This is a genomic window from Agrobacterium tumefaciens (genome assembly GCA_025559845.1).
Taxonomy (GTDB): domain Bacteria; phylum Pseudomonadota; class Alphaproteobacteria; order Rhizobiales; family Rhizobiaceae; genus Agrobacterium.
Map to the genome: position 1 here is coordinate 2,326,481 of CP048470.1, position 18,571 is coordinate 2,345,051.

Annotated in this window: 20 protein-coding genes; 15 read left to right on the top strand and 5 right to left on the bottom strand. The window is 55.6% G+C overall.

The features are described from left to right. Positions 1–119: 119 nt before the first annotated feature. Positions 120–1,148: an ABC transporter substrate-binding protein gene (locus FY156_26955; GenBank protein UXS05072.1), complete on the bottom strand. Its 1,029-nt coding sequence runs from the start codon at positions 1,146–1,148 to the stop codon at positions 120–122. A 193-nt stretch (positions 1,149–1,341) separates the two neighbouring features. Between FY156_26955 and FY156_26960 the strand changes: the two genes are divergently transcribed. Continuing rightward, complete coding sequence (locus FY156_26960; GenBank protein UXS05073.1) at positions 1,342–2,352, top strand: LacI family DNA-binding transcriptional regulator; 1,011 nt, start codon at positions 1,342–1,344, stop codon at positions 2,350–2,352. A gap of 79 nt (positions 2,353–2,431) precedes the next feature. Further along, a complete protein-coding gene (locus FY156_26965) occupies positions 2,432–2,869 on the top strand; it encodes a DedA family protein (GenBank protein UXS05268.1) in 438 nt (145 codons plus the stop codon). Positions 2,870–3,158: 289 nt separating this feature from the next. Here FY156_26965 and FY156_26970 read toward each other — a convergent pair whose 3' ends face one another. Further along, entirely contained in the window at positions 3,159–3,407 is a 249-nt protein-coding gene (locus FY156_26970; protein ID UXS05074.1) for a helix-turn-helix transcriptional regulator, read from the bottom strand. A gap of 128 nt (positions 3,408–3,535) precedes the next feature. Here FY156_26970 and FY156_26975 point away from each other — a divergent pair, with 128 nt between their 5' ends. Beyond that, a complete protein-coding gene (locus FY156_26975; protein ID UXS05075.1) occupies positions 3,536–4,189 on the top strand; it encodes a hypothetical protein in 654 nt (217 codons plus the stop codon). 77 nt (positions 4,190–4,266) lie between these two features. Here FY156_26975 and FY156_26980 read toward each other — a convergent pair whose 3' ends face one another. Further along, entirely contained in the window at positions 4,267–5,472 is a 1,206-nt protein-coding gene (locus FY156_26980) for a GTP-binding protein (GenBank protein UXS05076.1), read from the bottom strand. Between the two features lie 230 nt (positions 5,473–5,702). Between FY156_26980 and FY156_26985 the strand changes: the two genes are divergently transcribed. The 4 genes from FY156_26985 to FY156_27000 all read left to right on the top strand — a co-directional run bounded on the left by FY156_26985 (position 5,703) and on the right by FY156_27000 (position 8,865). Continuing rightward, positions 5,703–6,494: a metal ABC transporter ATP-binding protein gene (locus FY156_26985; GenBank protein UXS05077.1), complete on the top strand. Its 792-nt coding sequence runs from the start codon at positions 5,703–5,705 to the stop codon at positions 6,492–6,494. Continuing rightward, positions 6,481–7,353: a metal ABC transporter permease gene (locus FY156_26990; protein ID UXS05078.1), complete on the top strand. Its 873-nt coding sequence runs from the start codon at positions 6,481–6,483 to the stop codon at positions 7,351–7,353. Before FY156_26985 ends, FY156_26990 begins: the two co-directional genes overlap by 14 nt. Before the next feature lie 28 nt (positions 7,354–7,381). Next, the gene (locus tag FY156_26995) at positions 7,382–8,371 is read left to right on the top strand and encodes a metal ABC transporter substrate-binding protein (GenBank protein UXS05079.1); all 990 of its coding nucleotides are present in this window, start codon (positions 7,382–7,384) and stop codon (positions 8,369–8,371) included. Between the two features lie 347 nt (positions 8,372–8,718). After that, complete coding sequence (locus tag FY156_27000) at positions 8,719–8,865, top strand: DUF1127 domain-containing protein (protein UXS05080.1); 147 nt, start codon at positions 8,719–8,721, stop codon at positions 8,863–8,865. A 327-nt stretch (positions 8,866–9,192) separates the two neighbouring features. On the opposite strand, the gene FY156_27005 is transcribed toward FY156_27000, so the two are convergent. After that, positions 9,193–9,633, bottom strand: a complete 441-nt coding sequence (locus FY156_27005; GenBank protein ID UXS05081.1) for a response regulator — start codon at positions 9,631–9,633, stop codon at positions 9,193–9,195. A 274-nt stretch (positions 9,634–9,907) separates the two neighbouring features. Here FY156_27005 and ftsZ point away from each other — a divergent pair, with 274 nt between their 5' ends. From ftsZ to FY156_27020, 3 genes are all read left to right on the top strand, one after another. Continuing rightward, positions 9,908–10,870: a cell division protein FtsZ gene (ftsZ, locus tag FY156_27010; GenBank protein UXS05082.1), complete on the top strand. Its 963-nt coding sequence runs from the start codon at positions 9,908–9,910 to the stop codon at positions 10,868–10,870. Positions 10,871–11,043: 173 nt separating this feature from the next. Continuing rightward, positions 11,044–11,742, top strand: coding sequence for a GntR family transcriptional regulator (locus FY156_27015; protein ID UXS05083.1), 699 nt, complete (start codon positions 11,044–11,046; stop codon positions 11,740–11,742). A gap of 110 nt (positions 11,743–11,852) precedes the next feature. Then, complete coding sequence (locus FY156_27020) at positions 11,853–12,818, top strand: dihydrodipicolinate synthase family protein (GenBank protein ID UXS05084.1); 966 nt, start codon at positions 11,853–11,855, stop codon at positions 12,816–12,818. A 194-nt stretch (positions 12,819–13,012) separates the two neighbouring features. Here FY156_27020 and FY156_27025 read toward each other — a convergent pair whose 3' ends face one another. Continuing rightward, entirely contained in the window at positions 13,013–14,050 is a 1,038-nt protein-coding gene (locus tag FY156_27025) for an Ldh family oxidoreductase (GenBank protein ID UXS05085.1), read from the bottom strand. 349 nt (positions 14,051–14,399) lie between these two features. Here FY156_27025 and FY156_27030 point away from each other — a divergent pair, with 349 nt between their 5' ends. From FY156_27030 to FY156_27050, 5 genes are all read left to right on the top strand, one after another. Continuing rightward, entirely contained in the window at positions 14,400–15,206 is an 807-nt protein-coding gene (locus tag FY156_27030) for a transporter substrate-binding domain-containing protein (protein UXS05086.1), read from the top strand. 69 nt (positions 15,207–15,275) lie between these two features. Continuing rightward, entirely contained in the window at positions 15,276–15,941 is a 666-nt protein-coding gene (locus FY156_27035) for an amino acid ABC transporter permease (protein UXS05087.1), read from the top strand. Between the two features lie 12 nt (positions 15,942–15,953). Beyond that, positions 15,954–16,607 (top strand): amino acid ABC transporter permease, encoded by a 654-nt coding sequence (locus tag FY156_27040; GenBank protein ID UXS05088.1) that lies wholly within the window; start codon positions 15,954–15,956, stop codon positions 16,605–16,607. Continuing rightward, a complete protein-coding gene (locus FY156_27045; protein ID UXS05089.1) occupies positions 16,600–17,322 on the top strand; it encodes an amino acid ABC transporter ATP-binding protein in 723 nt (240 codons plus the stop codon). The genes FY156_27040 and FY156_27045 overlap by 8 nt, the downstream gene beginning before the upstream one ends. Next, positions 17,322–18,563: an FAD-dependent oxidoreductase gene (locus FY156_27050; protein UXS05090.1), complete on the top strand. Its 1,242-nt coding sequence runs from the start codon at positions 17,322–17,324 to the stop codon at positions 18,561–18,563. Before FY156_27045 ends, FY156_27050 begins: the two co-directional genes overlap by 1 nt. The last annotated feature ends 8 nt before the right edge of the window (positions 18,564–18,571 follow it).

An 18,571-nucleotide genomic window follows, 5' to 3' on the forward strand; every position in this document is an offset into this window, starting at 1 on the left:
AGTGCCCTTTGATAGCATGCCATGAACGCGCACGTGATCGCACGCTTCCAGATGGCGACGTCAAATCGGGTGGATGGAGGCGCCGAGGTCTCCCAATGGCGCCTCTAAGACCTCAGCGATCAGTTGGCTTTTGCGCCAATTTCGCTATCCCAGCGTGACAGCAACGCCTTGCGTTTTTCGGGGTCGCCATAGACTTTGAAGTCGTAGTCGATCAGCTTGATGTCCTCGAACTTCGGAGCCTCCTTGGGGACTTCCGCGTTCTTGTTTGAAGGGAGCTGGAAGGATTTGGCATCCTTCATATGCGACTGCACCTCGGCGGTGAGTGCCCAGTCATACCAGATTTTGGCGTTTTCCAGATTGCGGGCGCCCTTGACGATCGACATTGAGCCAATTTCGTAACCGGTTCCTTCGCAAGGAGCGACTGCCTTGACCGGGAAGCCCTCGGCGATCTGGGCCACGGCGTCATGCATGAAGACGATCCCAATGGCCGTCTCTCCGCGGGCAGCAGCTTTCACAGGCGCGGACCCGGACTTCGTGTACTGAGAAATATTGGCGTTAAGCTTGCCGAGATACTCGAACGCCTTGTCTTCACCCATGATCTGTACGAGCGAGGCAAGGGCTGTATAGGCTGTGCCCGATGAGTTCGGATTGGCAATCTGGATTTCGCCCTTGAAGGCAGGGTTCAATAGGTCCGCCCAGCACTTCGGCTCAGCGTAGCCCTTGGTTTTGAAGATGTCGGTGTTGTAACCCCATCCAAGCGCGCCCGCATAAACTCCGACAGTCTTGTAGCCGGCACTTTCCGCCTGTTTTTTCGCCCAATCCTGAAGTTGGTCAAGCATTGGGGACTTGTATTCCTGCGTCAGATTTTCAGATGCGGCCTGCAAGTGCGGGTCACCGGTGCCGGCCCACCAGACGTCGGTTTTCGGGTTTCGCGCTTCTGCACGGATTTTTGCATAGGTCTCGCCTGAGGACAGGCGAACCATATTGACGGTAATTCCCTTCTCCTTCTCGAACATTCCCTTCATCTGTTCGCAGATAACAACATCTGCCGAGCATATGAGATTAAGGTCGCCAGCCGCCAAGGCCGTGCCTGCATGAAAGGCAAAACCAGCCAAAAGACCGGCTGCTGCAATATGCGCTGCACCCATAATTTCCTCCCAGATTTGAAAGGCGCCTCCACGCCCCACGCTTTGCAAGCGTGTGCAAAGAGTTCCTCATGGTAAGCGGGATGTCAATCATTAATGATATGAAAATCCATGATAGGGATCGCTCTCTGACATCATTTTGTTGCACAGCTTTGCAATCTTATGGCATTGCTGATGTTGGAAGCGGTGAGGGGTGATGAAGGAACGCAAGGTTTTTGTGAGCGCGAAAGAAGTGGCCGAGCACGCTGGCGTCTCGCGCTCTGCCGTGTCGCGCACGTTCACGCCCGGTGCCAGCGTATCGCCCGATACGCGCAGACGCGTCACGGAGGCAGCCGAGGCGCTTGGATATCATGTCAATCAGCTCGCACGTGGTCTCATGCGCAACGAAAGCGGGATTGTGTGCCTTGTGGTTTCAGATCTCAGTACGCCCTATCGCTCTTCCCTGATCCGTGCGCTCACGGAACGGCTGCAAGCCGCAGGTAAGGTCGCAATGCTGATCGATACCGACCGGACTGACGGAAGTGTCGAGGCAGCCTTGAAGCAGGCAATCCGCTACCGGGCTGACGCATCGGTCATCCTTTCTGGCATGCCTGACAAATCGATCACGGATACGTGTCTTCGCAACGGGCAGCGTCTCGTTCTCATCAATCGCGATGATCAGCAAGACGGGCCTTTACGCATCAATCTGGATGATCGTGAAGCCGCAAGACTCGCTGTACTCGCATTCCTGAGGGCCGGTTGTCGCGATTTCGCTTTTGCAAATTCCGCGGCAATGACGCCAAGCCTGATGGCGCGCGAGGAAGGCTTCCTGAGCGCTGCCAGAGAACACGGTATCGAAGTCAAGGTGGAGCGGTATGGACCGACCTCATATCAGAGCGGTGTCGTGTTGGCGCAGCGTATCATGACCGGTGCCAAGCGACCCGATGCAGTTTTTTGCGTCACTGATCTGGTCGCTTGCGGTTTCATGGATGCGGCACGTCACAAGTTCGGGATCGACGTACCCGGCGAACTATGCATCATCGGTTTCGATGACATCGAACAGGGCAGCTGGACCTCGTACGATCTGACGACCTTTGCACAACCCGTGGTCCAAATTGCCGATGCGGCAGTCAGTTGGCTAAGCCGCGAGCCGGATTTCGGCGAAACGACGCCGTCAATCTTGCTGCATGCCGAGCTTCAATGGCGGGGTTCCGTTAGGGCAGGTTGATCGTGATGCTTGACCCTGAACTTCGTTTGCGTCAGGTCACCTTGACGTAACGTGATCATCGGGAAGTGTCGGGATAATGATAACCAGCCTGGGGGTTTATGCGGGTTTGTTTTTCGCCGCCTTCGTCGCCGCGACAATCCTGCCGATGCAATCCGAAGCCGCGCTCGTCGCTCTGATATCCCTGAAATCTTATCCTATATGGCTACTCGTTGTCGTCGCAAGTTTCGGAAATGTCGCAGGTTCGATTGTCAACTGGCTCCTGGGACGCGGCATCGAGCATTTTCGCGACCGGTCGTGGTTCCCGGTTAAAGAAGCAGCGCTTGGCCGTGCCCAGGCCTGGTACCATCGCTACGGGAAGTGGTCGTTACTTTTGAGCTGGGCACCGCTGATCGGTGATCCCCTAACGGTCGCGGCCGGTATCATGCGCGAGCCGTTCGGGCCCTTTTTGTTCCTCGTCACCGTCGCCAAGGTCGGCCGTTACGTTGTGCTCGCGCTGTTAACGGTGAACTTTCTCTGAGTGTCTGACTTGTGCCCTCGAGTAAAAGGCCCTGACGGACTACCTGCGCTATTCAGGAAAGCCAGGAGATCCATCTGCGTGAGGTTATGGCAGTCCGCTTGGCCGGGCGCAGTCGATACCGACAAACGCTCACGTCGTCGTATGTAAAGCAGACAAGGTCGATGATGAAACATTACCTGGAGGGGCGAGCCTAAAATGAGGACGTTCGCCGGTTAAGGCTGGGAGCGCGATCCGAGATCCTCTTACGGATCAACGCTCATTCCTGGGTGGAAGATCAACTCCCACGTCGTCAACGCGAAATTTTGTTCGCCAAACGGACCCCTGGACCGCTCCCGTTTTCTGGGATGAACTCAACGCCCGCGGTCTCTAACGCGGTCGACAGCGCCGTGAGCGTTGTCTGCCGCGCGATAGTTTGTGCGCTCTCGAGTCTGGCCAGAGTTCGAACCGTCACACCGGATGCAACTGCTAAGTCTTCCCGCGTCCAATCAATCAACGCTCGGGCTGCTCGTATTTGTGCGGGATAAATGTCCTTTTTCATGTCATTTCCGCTTGCAAATGTCATGAAAAATGACATTAAATTGTGCTTGTAAATACGCTGCGGCCGCTCAAGTTGCTCGCAACATCGTGTACGGCCTTACCACAACTGGTCTGCGAGGAGCTCAGCGCATGGCTGATTCTGACAATAGCACGACTTTGCCTTTCGTCACCCGCAGGACGGTACTTGGCGGTACCGCCGTGGCATTGGGAACGTGGGGCTCTTGTGCCCTCACCAACAATACGATTGCAGGAGAAATCCCCCCGGACCCTGTCGTGGCGCTGTGGCACCAATGGCAAGATGCCCACCACCTGACACGAAATTATTGCCATCGGCAGCAAGGTCTGGAACAGCAGCTCGTTGAAACTATTGGCTTCCCTCGTGCCATAATCCCGTTCTCCGATGGCGAACAAGTGACTGTATTTTCGCTTGAGGACATCCATGAATTTTTGCGTCTCGAGCTTGAGGAGGCGGCCGCGTGCGCCAAGGCGGAAGCTGAGTTCGCAGCTCACAAGTTGCGATGGGATAAGGCCGATCAGGAAATTGGATATTCCGCGATGATGCAGGCCGAGCGGGAAGCTGGGGATCGAGCCGAAGATCTGGTCGATGCCATGGCGACCACACCTGCGACATCTCTCGTCGGTGTCGCGGCCAAGCTGGACGCTGTATTGCGCAAAGGAAATATCCGGGCAGACGGCTCCGGGTTTCCTTGGCCTCAGATCCGGTCGGCGCTTGATGACCTTGCACGGCTTGCGCTGCATGGGCCCCAAGCGGATGCTCGATGAAACATCCGCCTTGCGTCCGACCGGGGTAGGGCGCGCGACGGCGCTCCCAAATTGCGCCGCCGCCAGCCCTGGCAACATCACGCCGTATGCTGGTCCCAGGATGTGAACGGATCGGCGAGATGGCGCCAGCCGTCGGGTTTGAAAGATGCACTATCGATCAGGCATGCGTCGAGTTGCGTTCGCAAGTCCTTTTCGTCCATCGGGTCTGCGCCGATAAACACGATCTCCTGCCGTCTGTCGCCCCAAACCGGATCGAGATATGGCTTCATCATAGCAAGAAATTCGGGTTCGCGCGGCCAGCGCTCTTTGGGTACCGCAGACCACCAGAGCCCCATTTTTCCGGTGCGTACCAATGCACCTGCCTGGGAAATTTCGCCAACGAAATCGGGGCGTGTTGCTAACCAGAAGAAACCCTTTGCACGAACCACGCCCGGCCAGGTGCGATCGATAAAGCGTTGAAAGAGCACGGGATCGAACGGCTTGCGCGCCCGATACACAAAAGAGCGTATCCCGTATTCTTCAGTTTCGGGAAGATGGTCCTTAAAACCATGCAATTCCTTGAACCATAAGGGATGCTCTTCTGCTTTTTGAAAGTCGAAACGGCCAGTCCCCAGAACCTCCTTCAGATTCACCTGGCCGAAATCGGCCTCAAGGAGCTTGGCATCCGGGTTAAGCCCGACGATGATCTTGCGTGCTGCATCGAGCTGTTCGGTCGTTGCCATGGCGACCTTGTTGAGGATTACGACATCGGCGAATTCAATCTGCTCGACCAGAAGGTCAACAATCGTGCGGTTATCGCCGTCACCAGCCGTTTCACCACGGTCAGACAGAAAATCGGAGGAGCTGTAATCCTGAAGGAGATTAGCGGCGTCCACGACTGTCACCATCGTGTCGAGCCTTGCGACATCTGAGAGGCTGCGTCCATCCTCGTCACGAAAGTCAAAGGTTGCCGCGACAGGTAGGGGTTCCGCGATACCGGTCGATTCGATCAGCAGGTAGTCGAACCGATCCTGCTCAGCCAACGCCCGCACCTCGGTCAAGAGATCGTCACGCAATGTGCAACAGATGCAGCCGTTGGTCATTTCAACGAGTTGCTCTTCAGTCCTTGAAAGATTGGCGCCACCATCCCGGACGAGGGCAGCGTCAATGTTGATTTCACTCATGTCGTTGACGATGAGTGCAACCCGTAAACCCTCGCGGTTGGCAAGAATATGATTGAGGAGGGTTGTTTTTCCGGCGCCAAGGAAGCCAGACAGGACGGTGACTGGAAGTTTTTTTAACACGATCTCTTTTCCTGGTTTTTACGCACAGGGAACTGTTTTCGCCCTGGGCGTATTTCATCTATGTAATGTAATAACATAACTGAATGCGATCCTGTCAAACGCTATCTGCGGGATTTTTGCCCACAGGCATCATTTCCAAAATTTAATGTTATTTCATTACATCTCAATTGACCAATGTAATAACATTACATAAGTGATGAGGCTCAGTTGAATACCCGACGGAGTGATCGATGGACGATCCTTGCCTCTCATTCAAGGAATTGACTTTAGGATATAACGGACAACCCGCTTTGTTGCGCCTGCATGCCGAGATCTCAAAGGGTTCGCTTACGGCGATCGTCGGCGCGAACGGTTCGGGGAAATCCACCCTTTTGAAGTCGATAGCGGGAATTATCGCCCCACTTTCGGGTGAATGCCTTAAGGCTTCCGGTGTCTCTGTCGCATACCTGCCGCAACAGTCTGCATTGGACCGCAGCTTTCCAGCAGAGGTGCGTGATCTCGTTTCACTTGGCTTGTGGCCGAGACGAGGCCTTCTTGGCCGGTTCACGTCTGGTGATCGAGGTGCCATAAGCGAGGCGCTGGCGACCGTCGGTCTTGCGGGCTACGAGCGCAAGGGGATTGATGCGCTCTCCGGCGGGCAGCTTCAACGCGCTCTCTTCGCCAGGACCATCCTGCAGAAGGCAGATCTCATCCTTCTTGATGAGCCTTTCAACGCCGTTGATGAGAAGACCGTTGCCGAGCTAATGGCTGTCATCGCTGGGTGGATCGGAGAAGGCCGCACCGTCATCACAGTCCTCCATGACTACGACATTGTTCGTCAGCACTTCTCCACATGTATGCTTCTTGCACGTCGTCTCGTTGGTTTCGGTCCGACCGAGGAGATTCTCCAGCCCGCCATGTTACGTCAGGCAAGGCGGCTTTACGAAACCGAGGGCGAAACTGCTTTCTGGTGCGAACCTGCCGAGCAAGTGTCCTCCTATCAGAATTCACACTCGGTCCGAGGCTTGCATGCCGCTGTTTGACATGTTTCTCGCTCCCTTCCTCGATTATGCCTTCATGCAGCGTGCGCTGGCAGGCGCCCTGCTTCTGTCTGTCAGTTGTGGTCCGGTCGGTGTTTTTCTCATGTTGCGACGGATGAGCCTGACGGGAGACGCGATGTCTCATGCCATTTTGCCGGGCGCTGCTCTCGGTTTTCTTTTCTATGGCCTGGAGATCTTGCCGATGACCATAGGCGGGCTTGTTGTGGGCTTACTGGTCGCGTTAGGCGCAGGCGCAATTTCCCGCGTGACGATCCAGAAGGAAGACGCCTCTTTGGCTGCGTTCTATCTCATCTCACTGGCGCTAGGCGTTCTTCTCGTATCGTGGCGTGGTTCGAGCATCGATCTCATGCATGTACTTTTCGGTACGGTTCTTGCCCTGAACAACGAAGCACTTGGTCTGATCTTGGGGATCTGCGTCATCAGCCTGTCGATCATGGGATTTTTCGGTCGTGCGCTGTTTGCCGAGTGTCTTGATCCGCTTTTCCTGCGTTCAGTCAGCCGTTGGGGTGCGCCGGTTCATTTCCTCTTTCTCGCAACTGTCGTTCTCAATCTCGTTGGCGGCTTTCAGGCCTTGGGGACATTACTCTCCGTCGGCTTGATGATGTTGCCGGCTGCCGCAAGCCGTTTTTGGGCAAGCCGTGTTTTCCCCATGTGCCTCGTATCGATCGGTATTGGCATGGTTTCATCCTGCGCCGGCCTCCTTCTTTCCTACCACGCGTCCTTGCCGTCTGGACCGGCGATCATTCTCTCTGCCGGTGCGATCTACGTCCTTTCCATTCTTTTCGCGCCACGCGGCATCGTTCGGGATGCCGTTAACGCGATCCGCCTCAAGACCACCTGAAATAGAAACTCTCAAAGGAGATATATCCGTGCTTTCAACGTTACGTTTTGCCACATGCGCAAGCATCCTCACGCTTTCGACGATGTTGGCCACACAGGCGTCGGCAGAAGATCTGAAAGTTGTCGCCAGCTTCTCAATCATTGCGGACTTTGCCAAGAATGTCGGCGGTGACCGAGTGACGGTCACAACACTTGTCGGCCCAGATGGTGACGCCCATGTCTATGAACCCCGGCCGGCAGACGCGGTTGCCGTCAGCAAAGCCGATGTGGTGCTTGTAAACGGGCTTGAGTTTGAGGGGTTTTTGAAAAGGTTGATCGAAACAAGTGCAACGAAGGCACCGGTTGTCGAGCTGACAAAGGGTGTTGAACCACTGAAACTCTCTGAGGAACCGGCAGGGCACGCACATCCAGAAGCGGATGAGGCGGCGGAAAAGGGTCACGGACATGACCATCCCCACGGTGATGAAGATGGGCATCATCATCACGGCGAATTTGATCCCCACGCTTGGCAATCCGTCAGCAACGCTATCATTTACGTTAAGAACGTTGCCGACGCATTCTGCGAGACAGACAAGGCCGGTTGCGCAACATATACGGCCAATTCGGAAGCCTATGTTGCCAAGCTTCAGGAACTCGAAACTCATGTGAAGACAGAGGTTGCCGCCATTCCGCAAGAGAAACGCACGATCATCACTTCGCACGATGCGTTTGGTTACTTCGAACAGTCATATGGCTTAGGGTTTCTGGCCCCCGAGGGCGTATCAACGGAATCGGAAGCATCTGCTGCGGATGTCGCCAAGCTCGTGGATCAGGTGAAGGAAGATAAGGCCTCGGCGATCTTCGTGGAAAACATCACCGACAAGCGACTGATCGAGCAGATTGCAAAAGAGACCGGCCTCAAGGTTCGTGGGACCCTCTACTCTGACGCGCTTTCGACCATGGACGGCCCCGCTTCAACCTATATCGATATGATCAACAATAATGTCGATACAATCAAAGCTGCCGTGCTTTCGCAGTAAGACGGGCGTTCGGGTGAACTATCGGGGAGGGCGGCTGAAGGGCCGTCCTCGTCATTTCTTCATGTACCGTTTCTTGGCAGCTGGTGTGATAGATCAGCAATGCGAACACAGTACTTGTGACCGATTTCGGAGCGATCGGACGGTAAACTTAGCCCTTAGGTGGCTGAAGAATTGGCGAACCGGTAATCCTCCGCATAGGATTCGCAATGACCTCTGCATTTAGCGCATGGGTGTGTTGACGTAATCTGCCTGTTAAATCGCCGCGAAAGCGAGCATATAGGGGTCATCAAAGGACGCCGGAACGAAAACGTTACTGACGTCACCAAACCTCAGGAAAGGGTAATGTCATGAACGTAGCACGCTCCTTCAATAACTGGCGCAAGTATCGTCAGACCGTCAACGAACTCGGCCGTATGAGCACTCGTGAACTGCACGATCTGGGTATCGATCGCAGCCAGATCGCTAGTGTCGCGCGCCAGGCTGTCGGTATCTGATCTAAGCTACGATCATACCAGATGACGTTTGAAACGCCCGCTTTGCGGGCGTTTTTGCATTTCCAGGGCATGCGCGTTGATCGAGTTATGCGTATAACGCATGTCTGCGCTGCGCAGTTGTGCCTAGGAAACGCGCAAGAAAATGCTATCTTAACATCATCAAACGGACACTCCTCCTCCCAGTCCCTTTGGTGAACGGGCCGTCTCTACCTCCTCCCAGAGGCGCCCACTGAACAGCGGTTACCTCCTCCCAACTCGCTGTTCGACCTTTTTAAAAGCCTGCCGCACCTCCTCCCGCGGCAGGCTTTTTTGTTTCTCAAGACATCATCAGTCGAATGCCATCATACCGATAGGTGTCACCGCACGTGTGCCATTCCGTTTGGCGACTGCATAAGCCAGGCATTGTTCGACGGCGTCGAAGGGAACAGGTTTTGTAATAACGCCTGCGCCGATCCCGAGATTAACAACCACTTCTGGATTTGCCGTCATGAAAATGACGATCACTCCGTCGTCAGACAGGCGCTTGGCGATCTCTGGACCTGTTTGACCGTCCGCCAGGTTCACGTCCACAAAGGCGATGTCGGCGTCACGACCGAGTGCGACAGCTTGTTCGAGCCGGTTGGCAATGCCGATCACATCAGCGTCGTCTTCCGCCTGGAGAATGGAATCTTCAATGTCCATTGCAATCAGGAACTCGTCTTCGACGATCAGCACCTTGGGCTGCTTCACCATCAAATCGTTTCCGTGCTGGAGAATGTTCGCCAACATATGCTTGCCTCCATTGTGTGCTCTCTAGTCTCGGCAAGAGGCAAACACCTTTCACGGCAGGTCGTTCCAATTTGAGAGAAACATGGTGAATGGAGTGTAAACATTCTCGGTTTTGGGCTATCAACTGCGAAAGCGAAGCAGTTGATTCGGTTTGGTTTTCATCCGGGGGAAGTGGTCGGAGAAACATGCCTGCTACCGGACTTTCGCCTTTTTCCGCAGGCATTCCGGCCTCAACGCTCCGGAATCGAGAAGACTTAGAAAAGAGAACCAGACGATGAGCCAGTCACCGCACGCCTCTATTGCCCGCAATACGCCCAATATCGCCGTTGTCGGCGTCGGTGGAGGTGGCGGGAACGCAATCAACAACATGATCGCCGAAGGTATCGGTGGCGTTGATTTCATTGCAGCCAATACGGACGCTCAGGCGCTGAAGAAAACCAATGCGCCGCGTCTGGTCCAGCTCAGCTCGGAACTGACAGGCGGCCTCGGTGCCGGTGCCGACCCAGAGGTCGGCCGGCAGGCTGCTCTCGATTCCCTTGACGAAATCATGGATCACCTGAGCGGCTACGACATGTGCTTCATCACCGCAGGTATGGGTGGCGGCACGGGGACAGGTGCTGCGCCGGTGATTGCCGAAGCGTGCCGTGCCAAAAACATCCTGACGGTCGGTGTCGTCACGCTGCCATTCAGTTTCGAAGGCGCTCGTCGCATGCGGGCAGCGGAGTACGGTTTCTCAAATCTGCTTAACACCGCCGATACCGTGATCGTCATTCCCAACCAGAACCTTTTGCGAATTGCGGATGCGGGAACGACATTCGAAAATGCGCTCAAGACCGCGGATAAGGTTCTTTCACTCGGTGTAAGGTGTATTACCGATTTGATCCTGCGCGAAGGTCTTGTGAACCTCGACTTCGCAGACGTCCGATATGTCATGAAGAACGGTGGACGTGCGTTGATGGGAACGGCGCAAGCCAAGGGCGAGAAGCGTGCTTCTGAGGCGGCTGCTGCTGCGATCGCCAATCCACTGCTCGGCGAGCCTTCCCTGAAAGAAGCGCGCGGGGCGCTGGTGTCTATTTCGGGCGGCAACGACCTGACCCTTTACGAGATTGACGAAGCAATGACGCTTGTCCGTGAAGCTGTCAGCGAAGAAACCGACGTCGTGATGGGTGCTTCGTTCGACCCGACCCTTGATGGCGGTTTCAAGATTTCGGTTGTTGCAACCGGCCTGCGGACCTGATCGCCACAAACCGACATTTTCCGAATAAAAAACAACCGTTGCGGATAATTTCGCGACGGTTTTTTTATTTGTGCCGCATGATTGTTTCACCATAAGCGGTGAAGAGCGCGTCGTCAGCGTTGATAACAAAAAAATATGATCGTACACTTTATGTCGACAAAAAGGATTCAAAGATGAAGGATACAGGTGCTTCTGCCGAGCGCAAGCGCGGCTCTGGCGTAAAGATGGTCTACGATCTGCTGCGCGACGAAATTCTCGACCTGGTGTTGCCGCCAGGCAGTCCTATTGATGAAGTTCAACTCGCCGAGCGGTTCAAAATGTCCAGGACTCCCATTCGGGAGGCGCTGGTTCGCCTTTCCGGTGAGGGGTTGATCGATACGTTGCCGAACAGGTCGACAATGGTGTCAAACATCGATTTCCTCAACATGCACACCTATTTCGATGCGTTGGTGCTGATGTATCGCGTCACCACGCAGCTTGCCGCCCAGTATCATCGGCCAGAGGATCTCGTCGGTATCCGCGCACACCAGGCGGAGTTTGCTAAAGCTGTCGAAAAGCAAGACGCGCTCGCAATGATATCGACCAACGCAGCCCTCCATCTTGCAATCGCCGAAGCTGGCCGTAATCCGTATTTCATCACGCTCTTCAAGCGCCTGCTTGATGAGGGACGACGGATCCTGCGGCTATATTATCAGTCTTATGAAGACCGGCTGCCGAAACGCTACGTGGAAGATCATGATGAAATGATTGCCGCGATCGCCGCGCGCGACATTGTTCTTTCCGAGAAACTTGCCCGTGAGCATGCCGAGCAAATTGTGCGGCAAGTGCAGAAATTACTGGTGCGTGAAGATCGACTGGAAATATCGCTCTGACTTGTCGATTTCTTGTCGACAAATAAAATACAAGACGATAATGTGTCCTTCGAAAGGGTGGCGCAGGCGCGCGCCCGTAGCCACGAACAGACATTGATGAGGAGCTTGTAATGACGGCCAGCATTTTTTCTGGTGTGATCCCTGCGCTGATGACGCCCTGCAAGGACGATCGTACCCCTGACTTCGACGCGCTCGTCCGTAAGGGCAAGGAACTGATCGCGGACGGTATGTCTGCCGTTGTTTATTGCGGTTCGATGGGCGACTGGCCGCTTCTGACTGATGCACAGCGCATGGAAGGCGTGGAACGCCTGGTGAAGGCAGGTATTCCGGTGATCGTCGGAACCGGTGCCGTCAACACGGCATCCGCAGTGGCCCATGCAGCGCACGCACAGAAGGTTGGCGCGAAGGGGCTGATGGTCATCCCGCGCGTTCTGTCGCGCGGTTCGGTCATTTCCGCTCAGAAAGCACATTTCAAGGCGATCCTTGCTGCCGCCCCTGAAATTCCTGCTGTGATCTACAACAGCCCGTATTATGGTTTTGCAACGCGCGCCGATCTTTTCTTCGCGCTGCGCGCAGAACACAAGAACCTCGTCGGCTTCAAGGAATTCGGTGGCCCGGCAGACATGCGTTATGCTGCCGAAAACATTACCAGCCGTGACGATGAGGTTACGTTGATGATCGGCGTTGATACGGCCGTTTTCCACGGCTTCGTCAATTGCGGTGCGACGGGTGCGATCACCGGTATCGGTAACGTTCTCCCGAAGGAAGTCATCCACCTTTGCAATCTGTCGCAGGCTGCCGCGAAGGGCGATGCCGATGCGCGCGCACGTGCGCTTGAACTCGAGCAGGCACTGGCCGTACTGTCGTCGTTCGACGAAGGCCCAGATCTCGTTCTCTACTTTAAGCACATGATGGTGCTGAAGGGAGACAAGGAGTATTCGCTGCACTTCAATGAAACGGATGTTCTGTCCGACAGCCAGCGTGGCTACGTAGAGGCACAGTTCAAGCTGTTCAACAGCTGGTATGCCGACTGGAGCAAGCTACCCGGTGCAGTGCAGGCCTGCAAGGCTGCCTGATCGCCAGCTCATCGCTCTCTTCGCTTTATGGCTCCGGGCTCTGGTCCGGGGCCCTTTGGCATGACGAACGTCAATGCTGTTTAGTTAAGTCCCAGGCAGGTTGTCACGGACGGTGCGGTGCCGAGGCCCCATCAAATCGTCGCGCGAAAGAAAGGCCCGTCATGCGGGCCCTTCGTTTTTTGCGAGATAAGCGGTCACGAGACCGCATCTAGACCTCTTTCGAGAAGGTGATTGAGGCTCGATCGCTCTGCTTCTGTCAATGTGATCCCTTCGCTTTCGGATTTGGCTCTTGCGGCGAAACGGCGGCCTGACGAGAGGCGGGCGCCTTGTCCGACGATCGCTTCAAAAAGGATTTCCGCGCGCTGGAACGGATCTCCAGGGCGGCCCTTTGCAAAGGCTTCCGGCGAGAAGGCAATGATCAATTCACCGTGGAACGGTGCGAGTGTGGTTGTGCCGAGATAGTCGAGGACCTCAGGACTTGTCAGGTCGCCAATCATGATGCCAGCGAGAAGTTCGATCATCGTGCCGATTGCGGACCCCTTGTGTCCGCCAAAAGGCAACATCGAGCCGTCGAGGGCGGCATCCGGGTCCGTCGTTGGGTTACCATCGCGATCGATGGCCCATCCTTCCGGCAGTTGCTTGCCAGCGCGCCGGTGCAATTCGATCTCACCGCGTGCCGCAACAGAGGTGGCAAAGTCAAACACATAGGGTGGCTGATCCTTGCGCGGCCACCCGAACGCGAACGGGTTGGTTCCAAGAAGCGGCTTGTTGCCTCCAGTCGGGGCGACGGTTGCGTAGCTCGGGCACATGACAAGACCGGCGAGGCCGTTCGTCGTCAATCCCTCGACTTCTGGCCATAGGGCCGAGAAATGCGTGCAGTCGTTGATCACAAGCGCTGCGACGCCAAGCCGGCGGGCACGCTCCACCAGGACCGGAAGTCCGAGTTCATAAGCGGGATTGGCAAAGCCGCCCCGGGCGTTGACCTTGACGATCGCGGTACCGTCATCGGGCAGTATTTCCGGCACGGCGTCCGGCTTGACCTTTTTGGCCTTCACGGTGCGCAGCGCGCCTTCAATCCGGAAAATACCATGAGATTTGCAGGCATCGCGCTCTCCCGCGACAATAACCCTTGCAAGAGCCCCGGCCTGGATCGCGTTCAGTCCGGCCTTCAGAAAAATCGCCTCAACCCGTTCGCTAAGGGCAGTGATCGTGAGATTCGTTTGACCTGTCATTATTACCTCTGGAATGTCTTTCGTGTATTTCTGGATACATAAAGTATACAAAGCTACATGTGATGCAACGCGCGATTTTCGGGAGGCAAGCGTTCCTCGCAGCGGATGTGTCGCCGGCATGGTCAGGAAGTCGGATGGACAAACGGCATGCCGCTGGTCCAGCCGCAGGGAAGCATGTCTGTTTTCAGAGCGTTAGTTCCGTTTGTTCGTGCAGACGGCCACGTCTTGTTCGCAGGTGCAAAAATTCTTTTTGTATACGTTTTGTATTTTTTATGTTGATTTCTCGTATTCTTGAGGAAATAGTGTTCTTGCCTTCAAGGGCAGACCAATTGCTGGGAGCAAATCAAGAATGAGAAAAACGGTCATCTTCGCCGGCCTGCTGGCCGCCGCATCCGCCATGACACCGGCCAAGGCCGACAAACTCGACGACATCATTTCCTCGGGTACACTGCGTTGCGCTGTTGTGCTCGATTTCCCGCCGATGGGTTCGCGTGACGCGAACAACAATCCGGAAGGCTTCGACGTCGATTACTGCAACGATCTTGCCAAGGCGCTCGGCGTTACTGCCGAAATCGTCGAAACACCCTTCCCAGAGCGTATTCCGGCTCTGATGTCTGGGCGTGTTGATGTGGGCGTTGCCTCGACGTCCGATACGCTGGAGCGTGCGAAGACTGTCGGTATGACCGTTCCGTACTTTGCATTCGAAATGGCTGTCACTGCCAACGACAAGTCGGGTATCAAGTCTTTCGAAGACATGAAGGGCAAGACAGTCGGCGCGACCGCAGGTACGTTTGAAGCAATTGCACTTGAAAACTCCGTCAAGGAGTGGGGTGCTGGCGAGTTCCGTCCCTATCAGACACAAGCCGATGTCTTCCTTGCGCTCAGCCAGGGTCAGATCGACGCAACGGTTTCCACATCGACTGTCGCGCAATCCAACGTCAAGAGCGGCAAATTCGGCGGTATCTCCGTTGTCGGTAAGGCGCCCTACGATATCGACTACGTTGCGCTCTTCACCAACCGCGACGAATACGGCCTCATCAACTACTTGAACCTGTTCATCAACCAGCAGGTACGTACAGGTCGTTACGCCGAGCTTTACGAGAAGTGGGTGGGCGGCGAAGCGCCGTCGCTCGCTGTTAACGGCGTCTATCGCTAATCAGGACTTTTTGAAACGGCGCGATCAACATGATCGCGCCGTTGATCGTTTCTGAAAGGTGAGACGGTTATGTTTAATTACACGTTCCACTGGAACCAGGCGCTGAAGGCTTTGCCGCAGCTCTTGGATGGTGCGGTGGTGACGCTCCAGATCGCGATCCTCTCCATGGTGATCGGGCTGGCCTGCGCAATCATGCTCACCCTGTTCCGGTTATCGGAAAATCGTGCTCTTGGCGCGTTTGCCGCGACCTGGGTCGAAATTGCCCGCAATACGCCGGCTTTGTTCCAGATCTACATGGCGCATTTCGGCCTTGGTAACTTCGGTATCCACCTCAGCCCATACACGGCTCTGCTCGTTGGCATCGCCTTCAACAATGCCGGTTATCTCGCGGAGAATTTCCGCGGTGCTTTGAAAGCCATTCCCGATACCCAGACCCGGTCTGGCCGATCGCTTGGGATGACGTCGATGCAAACCTTCCGTCTGATCATTCTCCCTCAAATGCTTCGTGTCGCTTTCTTGCCGGCCACCAACCAGATGGTCTGGGCAATCCTCATGACCTCGCTTGGCGTGACTGTGGGAATGAATACCGACCTTGCGGGTGTTACCCAGGCGCTGAATGCCAAGTCATTCCGCACCTTCGAATTTTTCGCACTTGCAGCAGTCATCTACTACGTGATTGCCAAGATCGTCACGCTCGCCGCCAGGGTTCTGGCATGGCGTCTGTTCCGTTACTGAGAGAGGTGAGCCATGTTCGAAACCGCTCTCACCTGGAGTGATCTCGCCTTTCTTGCCAAAGGGGCAGGAATGACCCTTGCCGTTACGGCAGTTGCCGTTACGGCAGGTACGGTCATGGGGATTATCTTCGGTATTATCCGCGTTCAGCTCGGTGCATATTGGTCGTTGCCTTTGACCTTCGTGCTTGATGTGTTCCGCTCTGTGCCGCTGCTCATCCAACTCGTGCTCGGCAATGCGTTTCAGTCGATCGCCAAGCTTGGCTGGCCGCCTTTCACCACGTCCTGTGTCGTGCTGTCGCTTTACACCGCAGCCTATTGCACAGAAATCGTCCGCGGCGGTATTTCCTCAGTGCCGTCCAATACAAGGCGTGCCTGCCGATCTCTCGGCATGACGTGGTCGCAGGACATGCGTTATATCGTCCTGCCGCTTGCTACCCGCGTGTCACTCCCGTCGTGGATCGGTCTGACACTCGGTGTCATGAAAGATTCTGCACTTGTGCTGTGGCTCGGCCTGATCGAGCTTTTGCGGGCGTCGCAAATCCTTGTCACCCGCCTCCAGGAACCGCTTACAATCCTTCTGATTTGCGGTGCCATCTACTTCATTATCAGCTTCCCCATCGCCCGGTTCGGCGGGTATCTCGAAAGACGGTGGTCCCCCAATGATTGAGATCGAAAACGTCCGTAAATCCTTCGGCCCACTGGAGGTTCTGAAGGGGATCAACCTCACCGTCAGCAAAGGCGAGGTAGTCACCATCATCGGTGGCTCCGGCTCTGGAAAGTCGACACTTCTCACCTGCATCAACGGTCTCGAACCAATCGACAGCGGCAAGATCGTTATTGACGGGACCGAGGTTCACGCCAAGACGACGGACCTGAACAGGCTACGCCGCAAGGTCGGCATCGTGTTCCAGCAGTGGAACGCCTTTCCCCACCTGACGGTCCTGGAAAACGTTATGCTGGCACCGCGAAAAGTGCTTGGGATTTCGAAAGAGCAGGCAGAAGAGATTGCAGTCAAGCAACTCACCCACGTCGGTCTCGGCGAGAAACTGAAAGTCTATCCGAACAGGATGTCTGGCGGTCAGCAGCAGCGAATGGCAATCGCCCGCGCGCTTGCGATGTCGCCAGAATACATGCTGTTCGACGAGGTGACATCGGCACTCGATCCTATGCTCGTCGGCGAGGTGCTCGATACCCTGAAAATGCTCGCTGAAGAGGGGATGACGATGATCTGCGTCACCCATGAAATGGCTTTCGCGCGCGATGTGTCGAACCGCGTCGCATTTTTCCATCAAGGGGTCATGGCCGAGATTGGAACGCCCGAGCAGCTCTTCGGGTCACCTCAACAGGCAGAAACACAGAAGTTCCTCGCGAGCGTCCGTTAATGACCAGTCCCGATGTTCTCGTCATTGGGGCTGGTGTCGTTGGCCTGTCTGCGGCAATCGCCGCACAGGCACGCGGCCTTTCCGTTATTGTCGTTGACAGGCAGGGGCCTGCCGCCGGTGCTTCCGCCGGGAATGCCGGGGCGTTTGCTTTCACGGATATCCTGCCGCTCGCCTCGCCAGGTATTTTGTGGAAGGCTCCTAAATGGCTTATGGACCCTCTTGGGCCACTCAGTGTTCCACCGGCCTATGCTCTGAAAATCGCGCCGTGGATGTTCCGGTTCTGGCGGGCATGCGCTGCATCGCGGGTCGAGCATTCTACCGCCGCGCAGACGTCAATGATGGATCTTTCCAGAGCTGAGCTGGAACCGTTTTTGAAAAAAACCGGCACAATCTCCATGCTGCGCAAGGAGGGAAATCTTCAGGTCTATGAAAGCGAGGCTGAGTTTGAAGCTTCATTGGCTGGATGGAAGGCACGAGCCAGCCACGGCATTGAATTCAGGCACCTCAATGCGGAACAGATGGCCGAAATCCAACCGGGTATTGCGCCAAGGTTTATAAGCGGTACCTTTACGCCAGGCTGGTATTCAATCGCAGACCCTGAACTCTATACACTCGCTCTCGCCGAACATTTCCGTGCCACCGGTGGCACGATTGAAAAACTTGACGTCACTAGCCTTCGTATAGAGGGTGATGGGGTCGAGGCTACAGGCCTGGATGGACGCCAGTTGAGAGCCGCAAAGGTCGTCGTTGCAGCAGGTGCTTTCTCCCATAGAATTGCCCGTTCCCTTGGCGAAAAAATACCGCTCGAAACCGAGAGGGGCTATAATACCACGCTGCCAGGCGGGGCGTTTGACCTTCGTACGCAGATTACCTTTGGCGGACACGGTTTTGTCGTCACGAGACTGACGAGTGGCATCCGCGTCGGAGGCGCAGTGGAACTCGGCGGGCTGGAACTGCCGGCCAATTTTGCACGCTCGGAAGCCCTTTTGAATAAGGCCAGGGCTTTCCTTCCTGGGCTGAAAGCGGATGGCGGCCGGCAATGGATGGGATTCCGTCCATCCTTGCCAGATAGCCTTCCTGCAATCGGTCACGCACGGCAGTCAGACCGTGTTGTCTATGCCTTCGGCCACGGACATCTGGGCCTGACACAATCGGCGGGTACGTCTCGCATTGTTGCAGACCTGCTGACCGGCCAAAAGCCACCAGTGGATTTGGCGCCATTCTCGCCGCAGCGTTTTTGACAGGAGCA

Coding starts and splice junctions, on each gene's coding strand:
- FY156_26955 (UXS05072.1), bottom strand. CDS start 1,148: ATGGGTGCAGCGCATATTGCAGCAGCCGGTCTTTTGGCTGGTTTTGCC.
- FY156_26960 (UXS05073.1), top strand. CDS start 1,342: ATGAAGGAACGCAAGGTTTTTGTGAGCGCGAAAGAAGTGGCCGAGCAC.
- FY156_26970 (UXS05074.1), bottom strand. CDS start 3,407: ATGAAAAAGGACATTTATCCCGCACAAATACGAGCAGCCCGAGCGTTG.
- FY156_26975 (UXS05075.1), top strand. CDS start 3,536: ATGGCTGATTCTGACAATAGCACGACTTTGCCTTTCGTCACCCGCAGG.
- FY156_26985 (UXS05077.1), top strand. CDS start 5,703: ATGGACGATCCTTGCCTCTCATTCAAGGAATTGACTTTAGGATATAAC.
- FY156_26990 (UXS05078.1), top strand. CDS start 6,481: ATGCCGCTGTTTGACATGTTTCTCGCTCCCTTCCTCGATTATGCCTTC.
- FY156_27000 (UXS05080.1), top strand. CDS start 8,719: ATGAACGTAGCACGCTCCTTCAATAACTGGCGCAAGTATCGTCAGACC.
- FY156_27005 (UXS05081.1), bottom strand. CDS start 9,633: ATGTTGGCGAACATTCTCCAGCACGGAAACGATTTGATGGTGAAGCAG.
- ftsZ (UXS05082.1), top strand. CDS start 9,908: ATGAGCCAGTCACCGCACGCCTCTATTGCCCGCAATACGCCCAATATC.
- FY156_27015 (UXS05083.1), top strand. CDS start 11,044: ATGAAGGATACAGGTGCTTCTGCCGAGCGCAAGCGCGGCTCTGGCGTA.
- FY156_27020 (UXS05084.1), top strand. CDS start 11,853: ATGACGGCCAGCATTTTTTCTGGTGTGATCCCTGCGCTGATGACGCCC.
- FY156_27025 (UXS05085.1), bottom strand. CDS start 14,050: ATGACAGGTCAAACGAATCTCACGATCACTGCCCTTAGCGAACGGGTT.
- FY156_27030 (UXS05086.1), top strand. CDS start 14,400: ATGAGAAAAACGGTCATCTTCGCCGGCCTGCTGGCCGCCGCATCCGCC.
- FY156_27035 (UXS05087.1), top strand. CDS start 15,276: ATGTTTAATTACACGTTCCACTGGAACCAGGCGCTGAAGGCTTTGCCG.
- FY156_27040 (UXS05088.1), top strand. CDS start 15,954: ATGTTCGAAACCGCTCTCACCTGGAGTGATCTCGCCTTTCTTGCCAAA.
- FY156_27045 (UXS05089.1), top strand. CDS start 16,600: ATGATTGAGATCGAAAACGTCCGTAAATCCTTCGGCCCACTGGAGGTT.
- FY156_27050 (UXS05090.1), top strand. CDS start 17,322: ATGACCAGTCCCGATGTTCTCGTCATTGGGGCTGGTGTCGTTGGCCTG.